This is a genomic window from Amycolatopsis sp. NPDC051071, assembly GCF_040682875.1.
Classification (GTDB): Bacteria; Actinomycetota; Actinomycetes; order Mycobacteriales; family Pseudonocardiaceae; genus Amycolatopsis.
In genome coordinates this window covers 39136-57865 of record NZ_JBFBBY010000002.1, presented here as the reverse complement: position 1 = coordinate 57865, position 18730 = coordinate 39136, and the positions used below count along the sequence as shown (strand labels likewise).

19 protein-coding genes are annotated in these 18730 nt (G+C 67.5%); 7 read left to right on the top strand and 12 right to left on the bottom strand.

Going from position 1 to position 18730, the window contains the following annotated elements; translation table 11 throughout:
• Positions 1-4 precede the first annotated feature (4 nt).
• Genes AB0M65_RS01040 through AB0M65_RS01030 form a run of 3 tightly spaced genes read right to left on the bottom strand, consistent with a single transcriptional unit; the run spans position 5 to position 1520 of the window.
• Positions 5-475 carry a VOC family protein gene (locus AB0M65_RS01040; protein WP_364019419.1) on the bottom strand — a complete coding sequence of 157 codons (471 nt, stop codon included), beginning with the start codon at positions 473-475 and terminating at the stop codon, positions 5-7.
• A gap of 34 nt (positions 476-509) precedes the next feature.
• The gene (locus AB0M65_RS01035) at positions 510-1007 is read right to left on the bottom strand and encodes a pyridoxamine 5'-phosphate oxidase family protein (protein WP_364019416.1); all 498 of its coding nucleotides are present in this window, start codon (positions 1005-1007) and stop codon (positions 510-512) included.
• A gap of 12 nt (positions 1008-1019) precedes the next feature.
• Positions 1020-1520 (bottom strand): cysteine dioxygenase family protein, encoded by a 501-nt coding sequence (locus AB0M65_RS01030; protein WP_364019413.1) that lies wholly within the window; start codon positions 1518-1520, stop codon positions 1020-1022.
• A gap of 106 nt (positions 1521-1626) precedes the next feature.
• Here AB0M65_RS01030 and AB0M65_RS01025 point away from each other — a divergent pair, with 106 nt between their 5' ends.
• Positions 1627-2508 (top strand): LysR family transcriptional regulator, encoded by an 882-nt coding sequence (locus AB0M65_RS01025; protein ID WP_364019410.1) that lies wholly within the window; start codon positions 1627-1629, stop codon positions 2506-2508.
• Between the two features lie 4 nt (positions 2509-2512).
• Here the strand turns inward: AB0M65_RS01025 and AB0M65_RS01020 are convergent, their stop codons facing one another.
• From AB0M65_RS01020 to pip, 3 genes are all read right to left on the bottom strand, one after another.
• Positions 2513-3697: a GNAT family N-acetyltransferase gene (locus tag AB0M65_RS01020; protein WP_364019407.1), complete on the bottom strand. Its 1185-nt coding sequence runs from the start codon at positions 3695-3697 to the stop codon at positions 2513-2515.
• A gap of 114 nt (positions 3698-3811) precedes the next feature.
• A complete protein-coding gene (locus AB0M65_RS01015; RefSeq protein WP_364019404.1) occupies positions 3812-4081 on the bottom strand; it encodes a hypothetical protein in 270 nt (89 codons plus the stop codon).
• Between the two features lie 603 nt (positions 4082-4684).
• A complete protein-coding gene (pip, locus tag AB0M65_RS01010) occupies positions 4685-5623 on the bottom strand; it encodes a prolyl aminopeptidase (protein WP_364019401.1) in 939 nt (312 codons plus the stop codon).
• Positions 5624-5771: 148 nt separating this feature from the next.
• Here pip and AB0M65_RS01005 point away from each other — a divergent pair, with 148 nt between their 5' ends.
• The gene (locus tag AB0M65_RS01005; protein WP_364019398.1) at positions 5772-6869 is read left to right on the top strand and encodes a glutamate--cysteine ligase; all 1098 of its coding nucleotides are present in this window, start codon (positions 5772-5774) and stop codon (positions 6867-6869) included.
• Positions 6870-6882: 13 nt separating this feature from the next.
• On the opposite strand, the gene AB0M65_RS01000 is transcribed toward AB0M65_RS01005, so the two are convergent.
• Entirely contained in the window at positions 6883-7488 is a 606-nt protein-coding gene (locus AB0M65_RS01000) for a response regulator transcription factor (protein WP_364019642.1), read from the bottom strand.
• A gap of 487 nt (positions 7489-7975) precedes the next feature.
• On the opposite strand from AB0M65_RS01000, the gene AB0M65_RS00995 reads away from it, so the two are divergent.
• Positions 7976-8674 (top strand): helix-turn-helix transcriptional regulator, encoded by a 699-nt coding sequence (locus AB0M65_RS00995; RefSeq protein ID WP_364019395.1) that lies wholly within the window; start codon positions 7976-7978, stop codon positions 8672-8674.
• A gap of 78 nt (positions 8675-8752) precedes the next feature.
• Here the strand turns inward: AB0M65_RS00995 and AB0M65_RS00990 are convergent, their stop codons facing one another.
• Positions 8753-9748 (bottom strand): DUF1702 family protein, encoded by a 996-nt coding sequence (locus AB0M65_RS00990; protein ID WP_364019393.1) that lies wholly within the window; start codon positions 9746-9748, stop codon positions 8753-8755.
• Positions 9749-10193: 445 nt separating this feature from the next.
• On the opposite strand from AB0M65_RS00990, the gene AB0M65_RS00985 reads away from it, so the two are divergent.
• The 3 genes from AB0M65_RS00985 to AB0M65_RS00975 all read left to right on the top strand — a co-directional run bounded on the left by AB0M65_RS00985 (position 10194) and on the right by AB0M65_RS00975 (position 12516).
• Entirely contained in the window at positions 10194-10799 is a 606-nt protein-coding gene (locus AB0M65_RS00985; RefSeq protein WP_364019390.1) for a response regulator transcription factor, read from the top strand.
• A 176-nt stretch (positions 10800-10975) separates the two neighbouring features.
• Complete coding sequence (locus AB0M65_RS00980) at positions 10976-11770, top strand: AfsR/SARP family transcriptional regulator (protein WP_364019387.1); 795 nt, start codon at positions 10976-10978, stop codon at positions 11768-11770.
• A 59-nt stretch (positions 11771-11829) separates the two neighbouring features.
• On the top strand, positions 11830-12516 hold the full coding sequence (locus AB0M65_RS00975; protein WP_364019384.1) for a winged helix-turn-helix transcriptional regulator: 687 nt from the start codon (positions 11830-11832) through the stop codon (positions 12514-12516).
• A gap of 43 nt (positions 12517-12559) precedes the next feature.
• On the opposite strand, the gene AB0M65_RS00970 is transcribed toward AB0M65_RS00975, so the two are convergent.
• Entirely contained in the window at positions 12560-13180 is a 621-nt protein-coding gene (locus AB0M65_RS00970) for an L-threonylcarbamoyladenylate synthase (RefSeq protein WP_364019381.1), read from the bottom strand.
• A gap of 353 nt (positions 13181-13533) precedes the next feature.
• On the opposite strand from AB0M65_RS00970, the gene AB0M65_RS00965 reads away from it, so the two are divergent.
• On the top strand, positions 13534-15855 hold the full coding sequence (locus AB0M65_RS00965) for a histidine kinase (protein ID WP_364019379.1): 2322 nt from the start codon (positions 13534-13536) through the stop codon (positions 15853-15855).
• A gap of 4 nt (positions 15856-15859) precedes the next feature.
• On the opposite strand, the gene AB0M65_RS00960 is transcribed toward AB0M65_RS00965, so the two are convergent.
• The 3 genes from AB0M65_RS00960 to AB0M65_RS00950 form a co-directional block, all read right to left on the bottom strand.
• The gene (locus tag AB0M65_RS00960; RefSeq protein ID WP_083255140.1) at positions 15860-16468 is read right to left on the bottom strand and encodes a response regulator transcription factor; all 609 of its coding nucleotides are present in this window, start codon (positions 16466-16468) and stop codon (positions 15860-15862) included.
• Between the two features lie 119 nt (positions 16469-16587).
• Entirely contained in the window at positions 16588-17985 is a 1398-nt protein-coding gene (locus AB0M65_RS00955; protein WP_364019375.1) for an MFS transporter, read from the bottom strand.
• 77 nt (positions 17986-18062) lie between these two features.
• Entirely contained in the window at positions 18063-18254 is a 192-nt protein-coding gene (locus AB0M65_RS00950) for a hypothetical protein (RefSeq protein WP_364019372.1), read from the bottom strand.
• Between the last annotated feature and the right edge of the window lie 476 nt (positions 18255-18730).

Genomic DNA, 18730 nt, shown 5'->3' with positions numbered 1-18730 from the left:
CGCGTCACTTGGTCTGCTCGGCCAGCGCGACGAGAATGCCCGCGGGGCCGCGGAGGTAGCAGAGCCGGTAGCTGTTCTCGTACTGCACCAGCTCACCGAGAAGTTCGGCTCCGTGTGGCCGCAAGCGGTCGAGGATGTCGTCCATGTCCTCGACGGCGAACATGACGCGATGCGCGCCCAGCGTGTTCGATGGCGCGCGCGGGTCGCCGTCCCGGCTCGGCGGCGTCAGGTACTTGGTCAGTTCGAGCCGTCCATGGCCGTCCGGGGTGCGCATCATCGCGATATCCGATCGGACTCCTTCAAGCCCGACGAGGCGATCCACCTCGCTGCCCTCGACCGTCGCCTCACCTTCCAGTTCCAGTCCGAGTTCGACGAAGAACGCCTTCGCGGCCGCGAGGTCGTCGACGACGATGGCGATGTTGTCCAGCCGCAGGATCGTCCCGCGCCCAGTGCCTCGCTGGTCGGTGTCGTCCATGATGATCTCCATTCGGGTCAGTGTTGTCCGGCGTTCAGGCGCCCTGGCGTTCTTTCTGCCGTTGCATGAGCTCCTCGATGGCGGTGGGGAGCGTGGTCTCGAAGTCGATCAGTTTGACCCAGGTCGGCTTCACCACGACCCGGACCATGCCGTCGTACAGTGCTTGCACGCCTTGCTCCCACTCCGCCCGCTGCTCGGGCGTCATCTCGTAAGTGCCGTTCCACCGCATGTACTCCTCGGGGATGCCGTCGACGACATCCAGCTCCGCCCGGCCGCGGATGAGCAGGACCTTCGGCGGATGCGACTCGGTGTCGATCGTCAGCGCGACCGCGGGATCACGGCGTAACGCCGGAATCTTCCGCGCGTTCGTCGCGGTGCACATGACGATTTCCGTGCCGTTCCAGAAGATTCCGATCGGAATCGACCGCGGGGTGCCGTCCAATGCGATGAAGGCCAGCCTGGCAAGGTCACGGGCCAGCAGTTCCTGGCTGAGCGGGCGGTTCAGTACCTCGTCGATGGCGTGCTGGTCCATGATTCGAACTCCTCAATCGTAGTAACGGCGGGCACTGGACCCGACGCGGGTGATGTCGGTGCCGTAGATGTGCAGGCTGAGGGCGGTCTCGTCGCCGATGTTGCGAATCCGGTGGATGTCGCCGGGCGGCGCGAAACCGCTGACCTCGCCGGAAGAGTTGTCGCGCGTGCCCGTGGGATTCAGCGCCGCGTCGAACAATTCCTCGTGCTCGATGCCCGACAGCACACCCACGACACACCAGGTGAGGTGATCGTGGATCCGGGTGGTCTGCCCGGGGCGCCAGACCAGGCCGAGGATGGAGAACGCACCGTCGGGCTCCACGTGCAGCAGGTGACTCGTGATCCGATCAGCCTGACCGAGACGCTGCTCGGGCGTCAGGATCTCCGGGCCGGGCAGGTGCGCGCGGAGCTGATCGGCGACCAGTTCCGCGGTGTCCGGCCAGCCGGTCCGCACGTCGACCGCCTGGCGAACGGCCGGCACGAGGTCGGTGAGCGTTGCCAGTGAGCGGGTCATGGCCGCGTCCTCCTTCGCTGAGCGGGTCTGTCCCGATCAGCCTCCCGCGCGCCGACTCATTCGTCTAATGACAATACTTGAGCCAACTCATGCGTATCCTTTATGCATGCTGGATATCCTGCGGTTACGGGTGCTCGCGGCGGTTGCCGCGCAGGGTTCGGTCACCAAAGCCGCCAAGCACCTGAACTACTCCCAGCCCGCCGTCAGCCATCATCTGGCCAAGTTGGAGGCCGAAACCGGGGCCAGGCTCGTCCAGCGGGTCGGCCGGGGCATCCGGCTCACCCCCGAGGGCGAGCACCTGGCCCGCCGCGCCACCGAGATCATCGGCCGGGTCGACAGCGCCGCCGCGGAACTGTCCGCGATGGTGGGCCTGCGCACCGGCCGCGTCCGCGTCGCCGGCTTCCTGTCGGCACTCGCCGCGCTGGTGCCGCACGCCGCGGGCACCTTGAGCCGCGAGCACCCCGGCATCGAACTGCAGCTGACCGAGGGCCACCCGCGCGTGGCCTTCGATCTGCTGCGGACAGGGAAGGTCGACGTCGCGGTCGTCTTCCGTTACGACGACCCGCCCCCGGACGACATCCGCGTCACGCCTCTGTTCGACGACCCGATGTACTTGCTCAGCCTCGAATCCGGTCAGACACTGGCAGGCAACCGCGACTCCGTCTGGATCGAGGGCTGCGAGAACTGCCGCCGCGAGTTCCTCGATGCCTGCGGCAAGGCGGGCTTCGTCCCGCCCATCGCGTACACCAGCGACGACATCATCGTCAAGCAGGCGCTGGTCGCCGCGGGCATGGGTGTGACCACCATGCCGGGGCTGGCACTGCGCACCCACCGCGCGCCCGGAATCGAGGCCAGCGTCCTTCCCGGCTTCCAGCGGCACGTCTACCTTGCCACCTATGGCGACCCGCCGGATCCGCCCGCGACCACGGCCTTCGTCAACGCACTCCGCCACGCTGTCGAGCAGATCCGGCCCGGCGAGCCCTCGTGAGGGTTCAGAACCAGTGCAGGCAGTGCGGGGGACGCTCGGCGCGGAAGAGGTCGTCGGCGATGGCCGCCGCGCCCGGGCGGTGGGCCCGGATCCGCCCGGCACGCACGAGCGTGCCCGGTGCGGTTCCGCCGAGGTAGACCGAACCCAGGTCGCTCACGTCCAGTGACAGGTCGGGCTCCCGGCCGGTCGGGACACAGGCCGCCTCGCCGTCGCGAACGGTCAGCAGGTAACGGCCGTGTTCGCCGAGCACCGGGTCGTCGACGTCGAGAACGAGCTCGCCGTCGGTGAACCAGCGGCGCGCGGTCAGCGCCCGCGGAATGTCCAGCAGCCGCACCCAAAGCCAGTCGGTGTCGTCGCCGATCTCGCCTGCCCGAAAGTCCTCGAACTGCCAGCGCAGCGGATGCCCGGTCGGCAAATGCTTGAACACGACCTGAGTGACCAGGTCGTGTTCGAGCACGAACCGGGCCAGAGCCGTGTAGACGGTGTCGTCTGTGGCGATGATCTCGTCGACAGTCAAGGTTTCGAGCTCGGGCTGCGAGTAGCAGGCGTACCCGTCCGCGACGCCCTCGGCGTCACGATGGACGGCGATGTAGCGCGGCGCCGGGGAAATCGGGGACTGCCCGGCACCCGAGGCCCACCAATGGCTCGGACGGGACAGCGCGCCGGGCAGCGCGCGACGGTACCGGTCGTAGACCTCTTCCAGAATGTCGACGCACTCGGCGCGCCGCAGCACCTCGATCGAGCCCTCCGGCCTCGGAAGCGCGAAAGCGGCCTTATGGCGCGGCACCGTCAGCCTTCGCGTGTACGTCGCCGGTCCGTAACCGAACCTGCGGTAAATCACCGCCTCGGAAGCCAGCAAGACAGAGAGGAACTCCCCACGAGCCCGCACGTCGGCGAAGTGCCGTCGCATCATCGCGCTGAGCACCCCCTGACGTCGATGCGTCGGCAGGACACCGACCGCGGTCACCCCGGCGGCCGGGACGACGACCTCACCGGGCAGCGTGAGCTCGAAGGAGTACGCGGCGGCGGTGCCGATCGGCTTTCCCGCGCCCTCCACCGCGAGCAGGGCACGATCCATCTCGAGCGCGGACCAGACCTTGCCGTCGGGTTCCGGGAAGCGCGCGAAGGCCGCGTACAGCGTTTCGATGAAGACGTCTGAGTCCTGATCGGTCGTAGGACGGATCTCCATGGGTGGTGCTGCCTCCGTGCTCGTCTTGGGCATGCTCGTCTGGGCCGAGCTCGTCTTGGCCGTGCTCGTCTTGCTGTGTTGTCTTGGGCAGGGTTGTCGTGCCGGGTGGCGGGGTCAAGCGAATTGCGGGCGGTGGTAGACCTCGCCGGGATAGGGCATCCAGCGATACCCGGGTCCGAAGGGGACGAACACGGCGGACTCTCCAGTGCCGGACCAGATCTCTTCGCGGACGACCAAGCCGGGGAAGATCGACAAGTCCTCGTTTCGCTGGAAGAAGTCATCGTAGGTCCGGAAGAGATCGGTCTCGACGCCTGCCAGGGCGTAGCGGTACAGCGGTGGCGCCGACCGAAGCCTCTCGTAGAGAAGGTGGCCGACGGCGGTCATCGCTTCCGCGTCCGCGTCGGATTGAGGTCCTGTTCGACTGAGGCCCTCAGGAAAAGCCGAACACCACCAGTCTCCTTCGTCCCGCTGCAGACTAGTGGGCCAGTCGGAGAAGTGTCGCAGGAGTTCTTGAGCGTGCCCTTCCTGCGAGCCACATTCGATGCTGAGGCCATAAATCCAAGCCATGTCAGGACCGCCGGGGTGATCTCGATGGAGTCATCGTCGCAGCCTAGATGACAGAAGCTCCCTGACTATTCACAGAGGACACCAACTTCACGGAAACAGGATTTCCCTCAGTAACCCTCATTGCCACTCACGACCCCTCTGACCAAGGGCGGCTGCGGTGTCCTGAAGGCCCCCTTTGAGACGTTGATCGTCTCAAAGGGGGCCTTCAAGACATGCGCGCGACCGAGGGCGACGGCCAGACATGGGTCCGGGTAGTCGCGAGTGGCGATTCGGGGTTATCGAGGGACAAGCAAAGGTGTCAGGATCGGGATAGGACTGCCCACTCGCCGGAGCCCGTCGCCGATTCGCGGCAAGAGCACAGCAACGGCCAACGCACCCAGCGAACCGAGATCCGAACACGGCACCTCGACCGTCCCCTCACTAGCCCCCGGCGAACCGTGCCAAGGCCTCCAGTTTCCAGGCCCGTTTGACGTCGCTTCCTCGATGTCCCGACCCGTCGTCGATCAGCAGTTCCGCGCCGGGCCAGGCTCGGGCGAGTTCCCAGGCGGTGTCGACCGGGCAGCTCAGGTCCCGGCGGCCGTGGATCAGGACGCCGGGAATGTCCCGCAACAGGACGGCGTCACGGATCACCGCGCCGGGTTCCAGCCATCCCTCATGAGAGTAGTAATGCGTGACGATCCGGGCGATCGCGAGTTCCCACGCACCGATCGGTCCATTGTGGACGGCGGGGCTCGGCTCCAGTGAAAGCACGGTGTCCTCCCAAGCGCACCAGGCGCGGGCGGCTTCGGTGCGGACCAGCGGGTCGGGGTCCTCCATCAGGCGTGCGTAGGCCGCGACCAGATCGCCGGAACGGTCGCCGCGGAAGTTCGCCCACTCTTCGGGGAAGAACCGGCCGGCACCGTGATACAGCCAGTCGATCTCGGAGCGCCGCGTCGTGCTGATCGCGCTCACGATGATCTCCGTGACCCGCTCCGGATACCTTTGGGCGTACACCAGTGCGAGGGTCGTACCCCACGAGCCGCCGGTGACGAGCCAGCGTTCGATGCCCAGGTGTTCCCGCAGCAGTTCCAGGTCGGCGACGAGATGCTCCGTCGTGTTGTGCCGCATCTCCGTCGCCGGGTCACTCGCGTGCGGGGTGCTCCGGCCGCAACCGCGCTGGTCGAACAACACGGCCCGATAGCGGGCCGGGTCGAACATCCGCCACATCCCCGGCGTACAGCCTTGCCCGGGACCGCCGTGCAGCATGACCGCGGGCTTCCCGTCCGGGTTACCGCAGGTTTCCCAGTGGATCCGGTTACCGTCACCCACGTCGAGCAATCCCTCGTCGTAGGGCTCGATGGGCGGAAAAAGTTCGACCATGAGCCCAGGTTACCCAAGCTGATCAAGACGTTCCGTGAGATGACGAAACACTTTCGCCGCAACGAAGTTCAGCACACCGGCCCTTTCCTGCTCGCGCTCGGAGGTGGAGATTCGTCAGCGGCGGGGAAACCACCAGAGACGGGGAGCCATGGCGGTTGTCGGCACGAACTTCACCCTTGGCGTGGAAGAAGAGTTCGTCCTTCTCGATCCGATGGACGGCTCAGTCGCGTTGCGCGCGCCCGACCTGCTGGAGCACCTCACCGCCGAACCGGGGGTCACCGGTGAGTTGATGCGGTTCCAGATCGAGACCGCGACCGGGATCTGCCGGAGCCTGGACGAGGTGCGTCCGGAATTGACGCGGTTGCGGCAGAGCGTCGCGAAAACGGCGGAGGCCGACGGCTGCTTGATGGTGGCGTCGGGGATCCCGCCCTGCGGCCTCCGTCCCGGCGCGATCACGTCCACGCCGCGCTACCAGCGGCTGGCCGCGAACTTCCCGGCCCTGATCGACGAAGCGGGCACCTGCGCCTGCCACGTGCACGTCGGTCTGCCGTCGCGGGACCTCGGCGCGCGGGTCCTCGCCGGGCTGCGGCCGTGGCTCGCCCCGTTGCTGGCGATCAGCGCCAACTCCCCGGTCGAGAACGGCGCCGATTCGGGGTGGGCGAGCAGGCGATATCCGCTCTGGGACCGGTGGCCGACGGCGAAACCACCCGACGAGTGGTCCGGCGCGGCCGCGTACGACCAGAGCGTCGGGGAGGCGCTGCGGCACGGTGCCGCCCTCGACACGGCGGGCGTGTACTTCTACGCCCGGCTCTCGCCCCGGCACCCCACGGTGGAGGTGCGGATCGCCGACGTCTGCCTTTCCGTCGACGACGCCGTGCTCCTCGCGGCGCTGGTACGCGGACTCGTCATCACCTGCGTCGAAGCGGCCGAACTCCCGCGAGCCAGGAACGTCCGGATCGGCGCGGCGCTGTACGCCGCGGCTCGCAAGGGGCTCGACGGGCCCGGCGTCGACGTCTTCACCGGCCGCGATGCCGATCAACGTGTCCTGATCGAAGGACTCGTCGACTTCATCCGGCCGGCGCTCAAGACCACCGGCGACACCGAGGACGTCGAACAGGGACTGAACTCGCTTTTCGAGCACGGGACGGGCGCGGCCCGGCAACGCCGTCTGCTCGCGGAAACGGCTTCTCCCGGCGAATTCGCGGCGGAGCTCGCCCTCGCGACGATGAACGTGCCGACGCGATGAAACCGGACCGAGGTCAGAGCCAGCCGGATTCCTTGGCGATCCGCACCGCGTCGACGCGGTTGCGGGCGCTGAGCTTGGACACGATCGTCGTCAGGTAGTTCCGCACGGTCCCGGCGGACAGGAACAACTCGGCCGCGATCTCGGTCGGGTCGGAACCCACCGAAGCCAGCCGGAGCACTTCGATCTCCCTCGCGGTCAGCGGGCATTCCTCGCTGTCCCATGCCGCGAGCGCCAGATCGCCGTCGACGACGCGTCGCCCGGCGGCGACCCCGCGGACCGCGTTGGCCAGCCTGTCGGCTGGCGCGTCCTTGCGGAGGAAACCGTTGACCTTCGCGGCCAATGCCCGCCGCAGGGTGCCGGGACTGCCGAGGCTGGTCAGGATCAGCGTGCGGACGCCGGGCAATTGTTCGTGCAGTTCGGCGGCGGCGGTGAGCCCGTCCTTGCCAGGCAGATCGATGTCGATGAGCGCGATGTCGGGACGCGCGGATTGCGCGAGCGCGAGGATCTCGTCACCACTCGCGCATTCGGCGACGACCTCGATGTCGGCTTCCAGACCGAGCAGCGCGACGAGGGCCCCTCGGACAATGTGCATGTCCTCCGCTACCAGGACCTTGATCATCGACCCCATCTGCCTTTCGCCTTCGCCTGCCCCACGAGCCGACAATACTATCTTCACACACCTGCCCCGCGAAATGGAAACCGGCCCTTGACCGCCGCGGGGGGACGCGGTCAAGGGCCGGTTCTGTGTTGCCGCGGGAATACGTTCTTCGGACCGCGTCAACACGGCCGGGGACTTCCGGCGTGAATGCGCTACCAGGAATTTTGCTGCTGTTCGTCGCGTAGATCCAGTGTCCCTGCCACCGCCGGCCTGTGGTTTTCGCATGGTCCTTCCGTGAGCGGCGGCTGCGGTCGATACCCGTGCACCACATGAAATTTTCACGCCGCCGCGCACATAAATACATATCGGCCGGTGAATCAAGCACTTCAGGAGAAGCGGCGGCGAGCACTAGTGTCGGAAACCGTAAAGCACGCCAGAATTCCTCGAGCGAAAGGACGGTACAATGGATGAGACTGTCCGGCGAGCCGTGGAGCGAGCCATTGGGGCCATGAACGAAAAACTGAGCGAAGAGCTCACTATCGACGACATCGCCCGCGCCGCGACGTTCAGCAAATTCCATTTCACCAGGGTGTTCGCGCAGGCCACCGGCGTTTCGCCGGGCCGGTTCCTGTCCGCGCTGCGGCTCGACGAGGCCAAGCGTCTGCTGCTGACCACCTCGATCACCGTCGCCGACATCAGCCACCGCGTCGGCTACAACAGCGTCGGCACTTTCAGCACGCGGTTCAGCAGCCGCGTCGGACTCTCCCCCTCCGCGTACCGCCAGCAGGGCGGTTTCCAGCACCGGCTGGCCGGCGAACCCCGTCCCGGGGTGAAACCGGCGATCGTCCGCGGTTTCGTCTCGGCGCCGCCGGAGATCTCGCCCGGCCTCGTGTTCGTCGGTCTGTTCCCGACGCGCATCCCCGAGGGCGCGCCCGTGCGCTACACACTCATCGAGGCGCCGGGCCCCTACCAGCTGACCGAGGTCCCGGAAGGCACTTGGCACCTCGTCGCGCATTGCGTGACCGGGCCACTCACGCGCCGCGGCACCGGATACACCGGCCACCACGGCCCGATCACCGTCGAGCCCGGCGTCACCGCCCGGCTGGCGGACCTGCGGGTGCGTCCCAAGCGCCTGTTCGACCCGCCGGTCCTGCTCGCGCTGCCCGACCTCAGGCACCGGCCCGAGCCGTTCAAGCACGCCGCCTGATCCGCACCCGGGTGTCATGAAAGGGTCTTTCAAGACGAAAAGCGTCCTGAAAGACCCTTTCATGACGTCCACGGGACCTCAGGCCGACAAGCGGCCGGCCGCCGGGGCGAAACCCTCGCGGATGTTCGCCCGCCACAGTTCGTAGGCCGGCGTCCCGTCGGCGGCGTTCGCGACGACCTCGGTCCGGTCGGCGAGGTCGACGGCCTCCTCGATGCTCAGCCCGGCCAGCGTCCGCGCGGCGCGGCGGGTGTGCGGTGGCACGAACGACGAGAACGTCCTCGCCTTCACCGCGAACACGACACCGAGGCCGAGTTCGTCCTGGTGCTCCCCCGCCGACTTACGCAGCCTGGTCAGTCCCGCCTGGTCGCACCCGCCCGCGAAGGCCGAGGCCAGCCCGACGCCGCTCCACAGGTCGGGACGGCGTCCGGCGGGGAAACGGTTCACCGCCGCGGCGACCTTCACCGGGTCGGCACCGTTGATGAACCACAGTGCCCGCCCGATGCCCTGGTCGCAGGCGCGCGGGAAGTACGCGGGGGCGCCTGCCCACGCGTACGGCTTGGGGACGAACTGCTCGTCGACCCATTTGCGGGTGTCGAAGTAGGCGCGGTCGAAGGCGTAGCCGTCGACAGCCAGCCAGCTCATGGTCGGGTGGAACGGGACGCCGTCCAGCTCCGGCAGCACCTTCTTCCACAGCGGCCGGGGCAGCCGCGCCATCGCGAACCCGATGCCGATGTAGGTCAGGAACACATGCGGGAGGCCGGGGCCGCTCATCAGTTCGGCCGTACGGTCCTTCCGTCCGCCCGGCATGACGTCGAGGATGGTGAACGCCATCGCCGCGCCCTCGTAGGCGAACCCGCGCGTCTCCGGCTCGACCATGTCCAGCCGCCGTTCGGCCTCCCACAGCGCCGGGCCGTGGATCCCCCATTCGAACCCGCAGACCACCGCCTGCGGGATGGACTCCAGCCGGGCCGTCGCCGGGGTCGGCGGCACCCCGAACCCGCGCCCCTCGAAACCGACCGAGGCCAGCGAGGGCGCTAATATGACCTTGCGCAGTGCACCCAGCAATGAGCTCATCACATACGTCCTTTGTGGATTGTGGCGGCTTCGCGCGCGAACTCGGCTCTTGCCGAGGAGACCACGCGGCGCTCGACAGGTGATCGAGGTCCGCGCCAGTGGCGGGCCGGTACCGCCGAACAGTCGATTACCCGCGACCGAAAATGGTTAATTCACCCGTTCGCCAGTCGAATTCACCGGAGTGGAACGTACTCATCGAGAAATGTAATGCACTTCTGGCGGCATTTTTGCCACCTCCTTGCCTGACAGCGGGTAATTGGCCGGTTGCTTTTTCACAGGTAGGGCGCGATCCCCAAAGCCGTCGCATCGTCGCAGCTCACCAAGGTCTTGATCAGCTCGGGCCAGGCCGAGATAAACCGCAACCTTGTATCGTGCGATTCAGATTCACTCTTCCGGGTTTGCTATGTACACTGAGAGTTAGCACACTGGGGAAGAGGAGGTCGGAGTGATCCGAGTCCTATTGGCCGAAGATATGCACATGGTTCGCGGTGCCTTGATCGCCCTGCTGAATCTCGAGCAGGACATCGAGGTCGTCGCCGAGGTCTCCTCCGGCGACAAGATCCTTCCGATGGCCGCCGAGTACCTACCGGACGTCGCGATCATCGACATCGACCTGCCCGCCAAAGACGGCCTCACCGCCGCTTCCGAGCTCTACCAGCAACTTCCGGGAGTACGCACGCTGATCCTCACTTCGCTCGGCCGCCCCGGCACGGTGCGTCGCGCGCTCGACGCCAAGGTGAACGGGTTCCTGCTCAAGGACGCGCCGGCCGACAAGCTCGCCAACGCCGTCCGTTCGGTCGCCATCGGGCGCCGCGTCATCGACAGCGAACTCGCGCTGTCCGCCTGGGAAACGGAAGATTGCCCGCTGACACCGCGCGAGGCCGAGATCCTGCGCCTCGCCGCGAACGGGCGTACGGTCGCCGACATCGCGGCGGAACTGTTCCTGTCACCGGGAACCGTGCGGAACTATCTGGCGACGGTGGTCACGAAACTCAACGCCCGCAACCGGGTCGACGCCATCCGCATCGCCACCGATTCCGACTGGCTCTGACCGCGACCGCGTCTTCTCGTTTGCCACAAACGGTTTCGCGCGGCATGTCGTGACCATCGCATACGGCACAACGAATAAATCACGGTCCACCAGGTGTTTCCAGCACTGTTCCGAAGGTTGTCCCTCTGTCACCGTCACAGAGGGGGAGTCCGCCGGAGGGGCAGGGGGTGCACGCGATGAATACCGAACCGGGAGGCGCGGCAGGCACGGCGGTGCGCGCGCGGCTCCTCGGCCCGCTCGAACTGCACACCGGCGGAGCCGATCGCGCGCCGACCACACCGAAACTCCTGCAGCTGCTGGCGATGCTGCTGATCCGGCCAGGCAAGACGGTCCACGTCGACTCACTGGTCCACGAGCTGTGGAACGACACGCCGCCGCGCAGCGTCCGCCGGACCCTGCACACCTACGTCCACCACCTCCGGCGTCATCTCGACCCGGACGGCACCGACGAGGGCGGTCTCCTGGTCACCAGCCCGCCCGGCTACCGGCTCGACGTCGACCCGGCCGTGGTCGACGTGTCGGAGTTCCAGCGACTGCACCGGCTCGGCCGCGACCTGCTGGCCGACGGCGACAACATCGCCGCCGCGCAGGCCTTCCGTACCGCGCTGGACCTGTGGTCCGGTCCACCACTCGCCAACATCCACTGTGGACCGACGCTGGCCGCCTACACCGTCTATCTGCTGGAGCACCGGCGCAATGCCCGTGACCTGTGGATCGAAGCCGAGATCCGCGCCGGCCGTCACCGCGAGATGCTCGGTGTGCTGCGGTCGCTGACCACCGCGAACCCGCTCGACGAGACCCTGCACGCCCAGTTGATCCGCGCGCTGGGACTCAGCGGCCGCCGCAGCGACGCACTGGCTTCGTACCAGTGGCTGCGGGCGAGGCTCGACGACGAACTGGGGGTGGAACCCTGCGCCGAACTGCGAGAGCTGCACCGCGAACTGCTCGCCGAAGGACACCCGATCCGCTGATCGCCGCACGGCGAACGAGCACCACCTGTCACCAGATCCAGGAAGTTGAGGAGTCAAGCATGACCGCTCGCACCTACGGCCAGTTCTGCGGCCTCGCCCGCGCGCTCGAGATCATCGGGGAACGCTGGTCCCTGCTCGTGATCCGCGACCTGGTGCTCGGCCCGAAGCGTTTCGACGAACTGCAGCATGGCCTGCCGAAGATCCCGACGAGCATCCTGTCGACCCGGCTCAACGAGCTCGAGCGGCACGGCGTCCTCCAGCGCCGGGTGCTTTCGCAGCTCGACGCCGGGGTGGTCTACGAGCTGACCGAATACGGCAACGACCTCGACCAGATCCTGCTGCAGCTGGGCCTGTGGGGTGCGCGGTCGCTCACCGACCCGGCCGCGGACGACCTGTTCACCCTCGACGCGGCCATCCTGTCGCTCTACACGACGTTCCAGCCGGACGAAGCCCATGGCGTCCAGGGCTCGTTCGAGCTGCATTACGGCGATCAGATGATCGTCCACGCGGTGGTCGAGGACGGCACGGTGACCGCGGGTGAGGGACCGCATCCGGCTCCGGACATCGTCATCGAGCCGCGTGGCCCCCTCATGCTCAAACTGCTGAACGGCGAGCTGGACGCGGCGAGCGCGCTGACCTGCGGCGCGGTGGCCATCAAGGGCGACCCCGCGCATCTGGAGCTGTTCACGCGGCTGTTCCACATCCCCTCGGCGCCGTCGAAGATCGAAGGGCTCGTCGCGCACTGAAGACGCTTCCAGGGTGGGACCGGGGCGACCGGTCCCACCGGCGTCATTCGAAGCGGGTGGTGTCTCCGGCACCCCGGCGCACGATCTCCGGCTCCCCCGACGAGAAGTCGATCACCGTGGTGGGTTCGACGCCGCACTCGCCGGAGTCGATGACCGCGTCCACCACGTGCTCCAGCCGCTCCTTGATGTCCCAGCCCTGGGTCATCGGCTCCTCCTGGTCGGGCAGCAGCAGCGTGCTCGACAGCAGCGGTTCGCCGAGTTCCCCCAGCAACGCCTGGGTGACCACGTGGTCCGGGATGCGCACGCCGACCGTCTTCTTCTTGGGGTGCAGCAGACGGCGCGGGACCTCCTTGGTGGCCGGGAGGATGAAGGTGTAACTGCCAGGGGTGGACGCCTTGACCGCACGGAAGACCGCGTTGTCGATGTGCACGAACTGGCCGAGCTGGGCGAAGTCCTGGCATACCAGGGTGAAGTGGTGGCGGTCGTCGAGCTTGCGGATGCTCCGGATCCGATCGATACCGTCCTTGTTCCCCAGCTGGCAGCCCAGCGCGAAACAGGAGTCCGTCGGGTAGGCGATGAGCCCGTCCTCACGCAGGATGTCGACGACCTGTCCGATCGCGCGCCGTTGCGGATTTTCCGGATGTACGTCGAAATACCTGGCCATGCGCCGAGCTTAGAGCCACCGGCCCCGGCGTACACAGTGGAACCCTCGGAGTCCTCGGAACCTTCGGAGTGTCTGAGCCGCCGCGTCTTCGATCGTGGCGTGTTCCGAGATCGCCGCCGTGGTGCGAACGTCCCACACCCGCACGGGTGATATCTGCGTTTTTCCTTGTCCCCAGTAGGGAAAAACGTCTCCCCGTTCGCCGTTCCCCTTTACCCGGAAGGAGCAACCGGGGTAACAAGCATGGGTTAGGATCCGAATACACCGCGAGGGAATATCGTGCGGCGCCCGGCCACGGCCATCGTGAGGGCGAAGCACAACATCGTAAGACGTCTCCTGTTACCACTGGGGTGCCTGTGCCGGAACAGCTCGCGGTGACCGCCGAACCTCTGGGAACCGCCGGGATCGACCGGCGGCCCCGGCGGGCGCTGTTCCTCGCCGGGCTGATCATCACCGTCGTCTTCGTCAACTCTTGCCTGTTCGGCCTCCTCGCCGTACTGCTGCGGCCGGGGGTGGACTTCTGGCAAGGCCTGATGGCCGTGCTGTACGTCGGCCCCGTGCTGGCGATCCAGCTGCTGTACTTCAGCCGCCCGGCGGTCCGCCTCGACACCCGGCTGGCCAAGGCGATGCTGGTGGTCCAGGCCTGCCTGGCGTATCTGCCGACCCTGCAGTTCGAGGCGGCGCTGAGCTCGTTGACCACTCTCGCGGCCGGAAGTTCACTGCTGCTCTTCCGGCCGCGGACGGGCTGGGCGGTGTTCACCGTGCTGATGGCGGGCACCACCTGGATCCTGTGGAGCTACGACGACACGTGGCTCGGCGCGGTGTTCGACAGCATCACCGCGGTCTTCTACGCGCTGGTCGTCTACCTGCTGACCTGGCTCGCGCGGCTGGTGACCGAACTGCACCAGGCCAGGACCGAACTGGCGAGGCGGGCGGTGGCCGAGCAGCGGCTGGCGTTCGCGAGGGACCTGCACGACCTGCTCGGGCTCAGCCTTTCGGCGATCGCGCTCAAGGGCGAACTGGTGCACCGGCTGCTGCGCAAATCGCTGGACCGGGCCCGCGAGGAACTCGCCGAGATCACCGGGATCGCGCAGCGCACGCTGTCCGACGTGCGGTCGGTGGCCAGGGGGTACCGGGAGCTGTCGCTGGAGAAGGAATCACGGACCGCGGTCTCGCTGCTCTCGGCGTCGAACGTCGCGGTGCGGCTCGATTTCGAACAGGTCGAGCTGCCGGTGAAGCTGCGCACCCTGCTGGCGAAGGTGCTGCGGGAGGGCGTCACGAACGTGCTCCGCTACACCGGCGTCGAGCATTGCGAGATCACCGTCCGGATGTGCGAAGGCCGGGTCGGGCTGGAGATCGTCCACGACGGCACGGCGCACGAGGACGTCCCGGAGGAAACCGCCGAGAGCCTGCGTTCGGTGACCGCGGAGGTCGCCGGGCACGGCGGCGAGCTGACCGCGGGCCTCGACGCGGGCGGCCGGTGGCGGCTGCACGCCGAACTCCCGGTATCCGAGCGGGTCGAACCCACCGAGACGGCGCTGGAGCAAACTCCCGGTCAGTGGTCGCGGATCGACGCCAGGAACGTCCAGTGGACACTGACGGTGGTCTTCATCCTCTTCGGTCTCTCCGCGATGACGCGGGCCTTCATGCTGACGAAGGATGGCTGGTCCATCGCGTTGATCGCCGGGTATCTCACCGCGCTGATCACCCTGCAACTGTCCTATTTCGCCCGGCCGAACGTCCGGCTGCGCTCACGGCAGAGCTACGCGTTGCTGTTCGTCCAGGCCTGCCTGATCTTCCTGCCGCTGATCCCGCTCGGGAACTCCTGGGTGAGCCTGCCCAGCCTGTTCGCCGGCACCGCGTTGCTGGTGCTGCCGCCGCTGGCGGGCTGGACGGCGTTCGCCGCGACCGCCGCCGGCGTGGTGCTGATCCGGATCGAGTACGGCACTAATTTCCTCGGCGGGTTCTACAGCTTCGCGTCCATCCTGAACACCGGGCTGATGGTGTTCGGTCTCATCTGGCTGATCCGGCTGGTGACCGAACTGGGCGAGACCAGGAAACGCCTCGCCGAGGTCGCGGTCGCCGAGGAGCGGCTGCGCTTCGCCCGCGACCTGCACGACCTGCTTGGGATGAGCCTCTCGGCGATCGCACTGAAGAGCGAACTGACCAGCCGGATCATGGACATCGACACCACGCGGGCCTCCGACGAGCTGCTGGAGATCCTCGGGCTGACCCGGCAGGCGCTGACCGACGTCCGGTCGGTGGCGAGCGGCTACCGGGAACTGTCACTCGACCAGGAATCCCGGTCCGCGCAGGCGGTACTGGTAGCCGCCGACGTCCAGGTGCGGCTGGAGATCGAATACGACGACCTGCCCGCACAGATACGCACTGTGCTGGCCGTGGTGCTGCGTGAGGGCGTCACGAACGTGTTGCGGCACAGCAAGGTCGAATCCTGCGAGATCGCCGTGCGGCGCTTCGGTGCCGGGGTCTCACTGGACATCGTCAACGACGGCGTCCAGAACGGGCGCCCGCCGGAGCCGGAGAAGCCGGTGCGGGTCGAGGCCGCGGGCAGTGGCATCACGAACATGTCCGACCGCGTCGCCGGACTGGGCGGCGAGCTGACCGCCGGTGTCGAGCCCGACGGGCGGTTCCGGTTGCGCGCGGTGGTCCCGGTTTAGGGCGTCAGATCCAGCCGGACTCCTTGGCGATCCGGATCGCGTCGACCCGGTTGCGCGCGTTGAGCTTCGAAACGATCGTGGTCAGGTAGTTGCGCACGGTTCCGGTGGAGAGAAAGGCCTTCGCCGCGACCTCCAGGGTGTCGCGGCCTTCCGCGGTGAGCCGCAGGACGTCGATCTCGCGCGGGGTCAGCGGGCAGTCCACGGTGTCCCAGGCGGCCAGCGCCAGATCGCCGTCGACCATCCGCCGTCCGGCGGCGACCCCGCGGACGGCGTTGGCGAGCTTCTCCGCCGGGGCGTCCTTCAACAGGAATCCGTTCACCTTGGCCGCCAGTGCCCGGCGGAGGGTGCCCGGCCTGCCGAGGCTGGTCAGGATCAGCGTTCTGACCTCGGGAAGCTGCTCGTGCAGTTCGGTGGCCGCGGTGAGGCCGTCCTTGCCGGGGAGGTCGATGTCGATGACCGCGACCTGGGTCCGCGAAGTCCGTGCGGCGGCGAGGATCTCGTCACCGGACGCCACTTCGGACACCACTTCGATATCCGGCTCCAGCCGCAGTAGCGCTACAAGTGCCCCCCTGACGATGTGCATGTCTTCGGCCACGAGAACTCTGATCACCATCGCGCCGCCCCTCCGCGCACGCCCCCGTCATCCAACATAAACACGCCCGAACAGAACGCGTTCCACCGTTCGGGTGGTGAGTCGGTCTCGGCCGCCTACGAGGCGCTACGGCAAACGAGTCACGCGACTACGGATTCCGCAGTCGGTCGGTGACTTTCCGTCGCGACGACCGGACGTCGTCCGGGCATGCGTACCGCCAGGAGCGCAGCGGCCGCGAGTACGACCGCCAGCATCAGGAACGTCGTGCGTGCGGCACCGAGCTGGCCGTCGGAGAGCCTGGCCTGGAACAACACCCCCGCGACGGTGGCGCCGAGCGCGGAACCGACGTGGCGGGCGGTGTTGAGCACACCCGACGCGGCGCCGGCGGAATCCGGCGGGATGGTGCGCAACGCCTCGGTCGTCGCGGGGGCGATGGCGAGCCCCTGCCCGACGCCGACGGCGATCAACGGGGCCACGAAGACGGCGGCCGTCGAGGTCTCGTCCGGTAGGAACGCCGTCGCGGCCACCCCCGCCGCGTACAGGCCTAGACCACCCACAAGCAGCCATCGGCCGCCGAACCGGTCGGCCAGCCGTCCGGCCACCGGGGCGACCGCGCTCAGTGCCAGCGTCCACGGCAGGGCCGCGACACCCGACATCAGCGGGCTCATACCAAGCAGGTTCTGCGTCTGGAGCACGAAGACGAGCAGGAAACCGGCGATCGAGAACGCCGTCACGCCGGTGAGCACGGTGGCCACGCGGTAGCCGCGGTCCCGGTAGAGTCCCAGCGGTACCAGCGGATCGCGTCTCCGCCGCTCCCAGAGGACGAACACGGTGAGTGCGACGATCGCGACGGCGAAACTCGCGATCGTGCCCTCGATCAGGCCGTGGACGAGACCGATCAGGCCGAGGGTCACCAGCAGCACGCCGACGACGTCGAACCGGTGCGACCTGCCGGTACGGGCGTCCGGCACCACGCGCAGTGCGAGCAGGATGCCGGCGATCCCCACCGGGACGTTGAGCAGGAACACCGACTGCCAGCCGAATTCGGTGACCAGCAGCCCGCCGAGGGTGGGGCCGCTGATGGCCGCGATCCCGGCGACCGCGGTGAACAGGCCGAACGCGGCCCCGCGCCGTTCGGCCGGGAAGATCGCCGCGATCAGCACGAACGCCTGCGGGCTCAGTATCGCGGCGCCGATCCCCTGCGCGACCCTGGCGGCGATGAGCAACGCGGGGCCGTCCGCCAGCGCGCAGAGCGCGGAGGCGAGTGTGAACACCGCGAGCCCCAGCACGAACAGCCGCCGCGGCCCGGCCAGGTCACCGAGCCTGCCGAAGAAGACGAGCAGCGACGCCAAGGCGAGCAGGTAACCGTTGAGGATCCAGAGGATCTCGCCGATCCCGACGTCGAGACGGGTCATCATGTCGGGTACGGCGGTGTTGACGATGGTGGTGTCCAGCAGCACGAGGAAGTTCGCGATACAGAGCACACCGAGGACACGCCACGGGTTCGTCTTGGCCGGGTTCGTCTTGGCCGGGGTCATCGCGGTTTCCCTCCCACGCGCGGAGAAACCCGCCGCCACTCGCGTTCGGGGCGCGAGCGACGGCGGGCGGGACGCTCTCAGCTCGCTTCGGCCAGGGGCGGAGACGTACAGCAGGCACCGGTGAAGCAGTCGAAGACCTGCCCGCCCGGCCGGTTGGTCCAGTTGTCGAAACGGTCGATCACCAGGTCGACGTGGTTCCCGGCGGAATCGGTGTCGATCCCCCGGACGGCGAAGAGCGAGCGGACGTTGTCGGTCACAGCGTTCTTCATCGAGTTGCTCCCAGGCGTTTCAATGGTTTTCGGGGTGTTCCTTCGATGTGGGAATCGTGCTGCCCGGGGCGGGTACGCAGCCAGTGACAGGCATCATCGCGGCGCCGTGCTTTTCGCCTACTCCAGAAGGTTCTCCTGGTTTGCTCTGTTTGCCCGGTCACAACTATCGAATGGAGCAGTCCCGCGCGCTCCGGACACGAAGCGTCGCGGGCTGTTCTCACCAGGCGATAATGACCGAGTGTGGTCACTTGACGGATCGCGCCACCCGGATGGCGTAGTCATTCGTGGGTCGCGTTTAGTCCTCTAAATGCGGACGGCGAGGGTTCGTGAGTGGCTGTTCGCGGGGTCGGCAGCCAGAGCGAAGGCGTAACTCGCGTGCTTGAAGACGTAACTCGCGTGCTTGAGCACGTAACTCGCGTGCTGGATGCCGAACTCAGGTGTGCGGGGTCTGAGCACGCGAGTTACGTCTTTAAGCA

What these genes read in the sequence shown, in the direction of transcription:
- AB0M65_RS01040 (WP_364019419.1), bottom strand. Translation starts at nt 475, where the DNA reads ATGGACGACACCGACCAGCGAGGCACTGGGCGCGGGACGATCCTGCGG.
- AB0M65_RS01035 (WP_364019416.1), bottom strand. Translation starts at nt 1,007, where the DNA reads ATGGACCAGCACGCCATCGACGAGGTACTGAACCGCCCGCTCAGCCAG.
- AB0M65_RS01030 (WP_364019413.1), bottom strand. Translation starts at nt 1,520, where the DNA reads ATGACCCGCTCACTGGCAACGCTCACCGACCTCGTGCCGGCCGTTCGC.
- AB0M65_RS01025 (WP_364019410.1), top strand. Translation starts at nt 1,627, where the DNA reads ATGCTGGATATCCTGCGGTTACGGGTGCTCGCGGCGGTTGCCGCGCAG.
- AB0M65_RS01020 (WP_364019407.1), bottom strand. Translation starts at nt 3,697, where the DNA reads ATGGAGATCCGTCCTACGACCGATCAGGACTCAGACGTCTTCATCGAA.
- AB0M65_RS01015 (WP_364019404.1), bottom strand. Translation starts at nt 4,081, where the DNA reads ATGACCGCCGTCGGCCACCTTCTCTACGAGAGGCTTCGGTCGGCGCCA.
- pip (WP_364019401.1), bottom strand. Translation starts at nt 5,623, where the DNA reads ATGGTCGAACTTTTTCCGCCCATCGAGCCCTACGACGAGGGATTGCTC.
- AB0M65_RS01005 (WP_364019398.1), top strand. Translation starts at nt 5,772, where the DNA reads ATGGCGGTTGTCGGCACGAACTTCACCCTTGGCGTGGAAGAAGAGTTC.
- AB0M65_RS01000 (WP_364019642.1), bottom strand. Translation starts at nt 7,488, where the DNA reads ATGATCAAGGTCCTGGTAGCGGAGGACATGCACATTGTCCGAGGGGCC.
- AB0M65_RS00995 (WP_364019395.1), top strand. Translation starts at nt 7,976, where the DNA reads ATGAACGAAAAACTGAGCGAAGAGCTCACTATCGACGACATCGCCCGC.
- AB0M65_RS00990 (WP_364019393.1), bottom strand. Translation starts at nt 9,748, where the DNA reads ATGAGCTCATTGCTGGGTGCACTGCGCAAGGTCATATTAGCGCCCTCG.
- AB0M65_RS00980 (WP_364019387.1), top strand. Translation starts at nt 10,976, where the DNA reads ATGAATACCGAACCGGGAGGCGCGGCAGGCACGGCGGTGCGCGCGCGG.
- AB0M65_RS00975 (WP_364019384.1), top strand. Translation starts at nt 11,830, where the DNA reads ATGACCGCTCGCACCTACGGCCAGTTCTGCGGCCTCGCCCGCGCGCTC.
- AB0M65_RS00970 (WP_364019381.1), bottom strand. Translation starts at nt 13,180, where the DNA reads ATGGCCAGGTATTTCGACGTACATCCGGAAAATCCGCAACGGCGCGCG.
- AB0M65_RS00960 (WP_083255140.1), bottom strand. Translation starts at nt 16,468, where the DNA reads ATGGTGATCAGAGTTCTCGTGGCCGAAGACATGCACATCGTCAGGGGG.
- AB0M65_RS00955 (WP_364019375.1), bottom strand. Translation starts at nt 17,985, where the DNA reads ATGACCCCGGCCAAGACGAACCCGGCCAAGACGAACCCGTGGCGTGTC.
- AB0M65_RS00950 (WP_364019372.1), bottom strand. Translation starts at nt 18,254, where the DNA reads ATGAAGAACGCTGTGACCGACAACGTCCGCTCGCTCTTCGCCGTCCGG.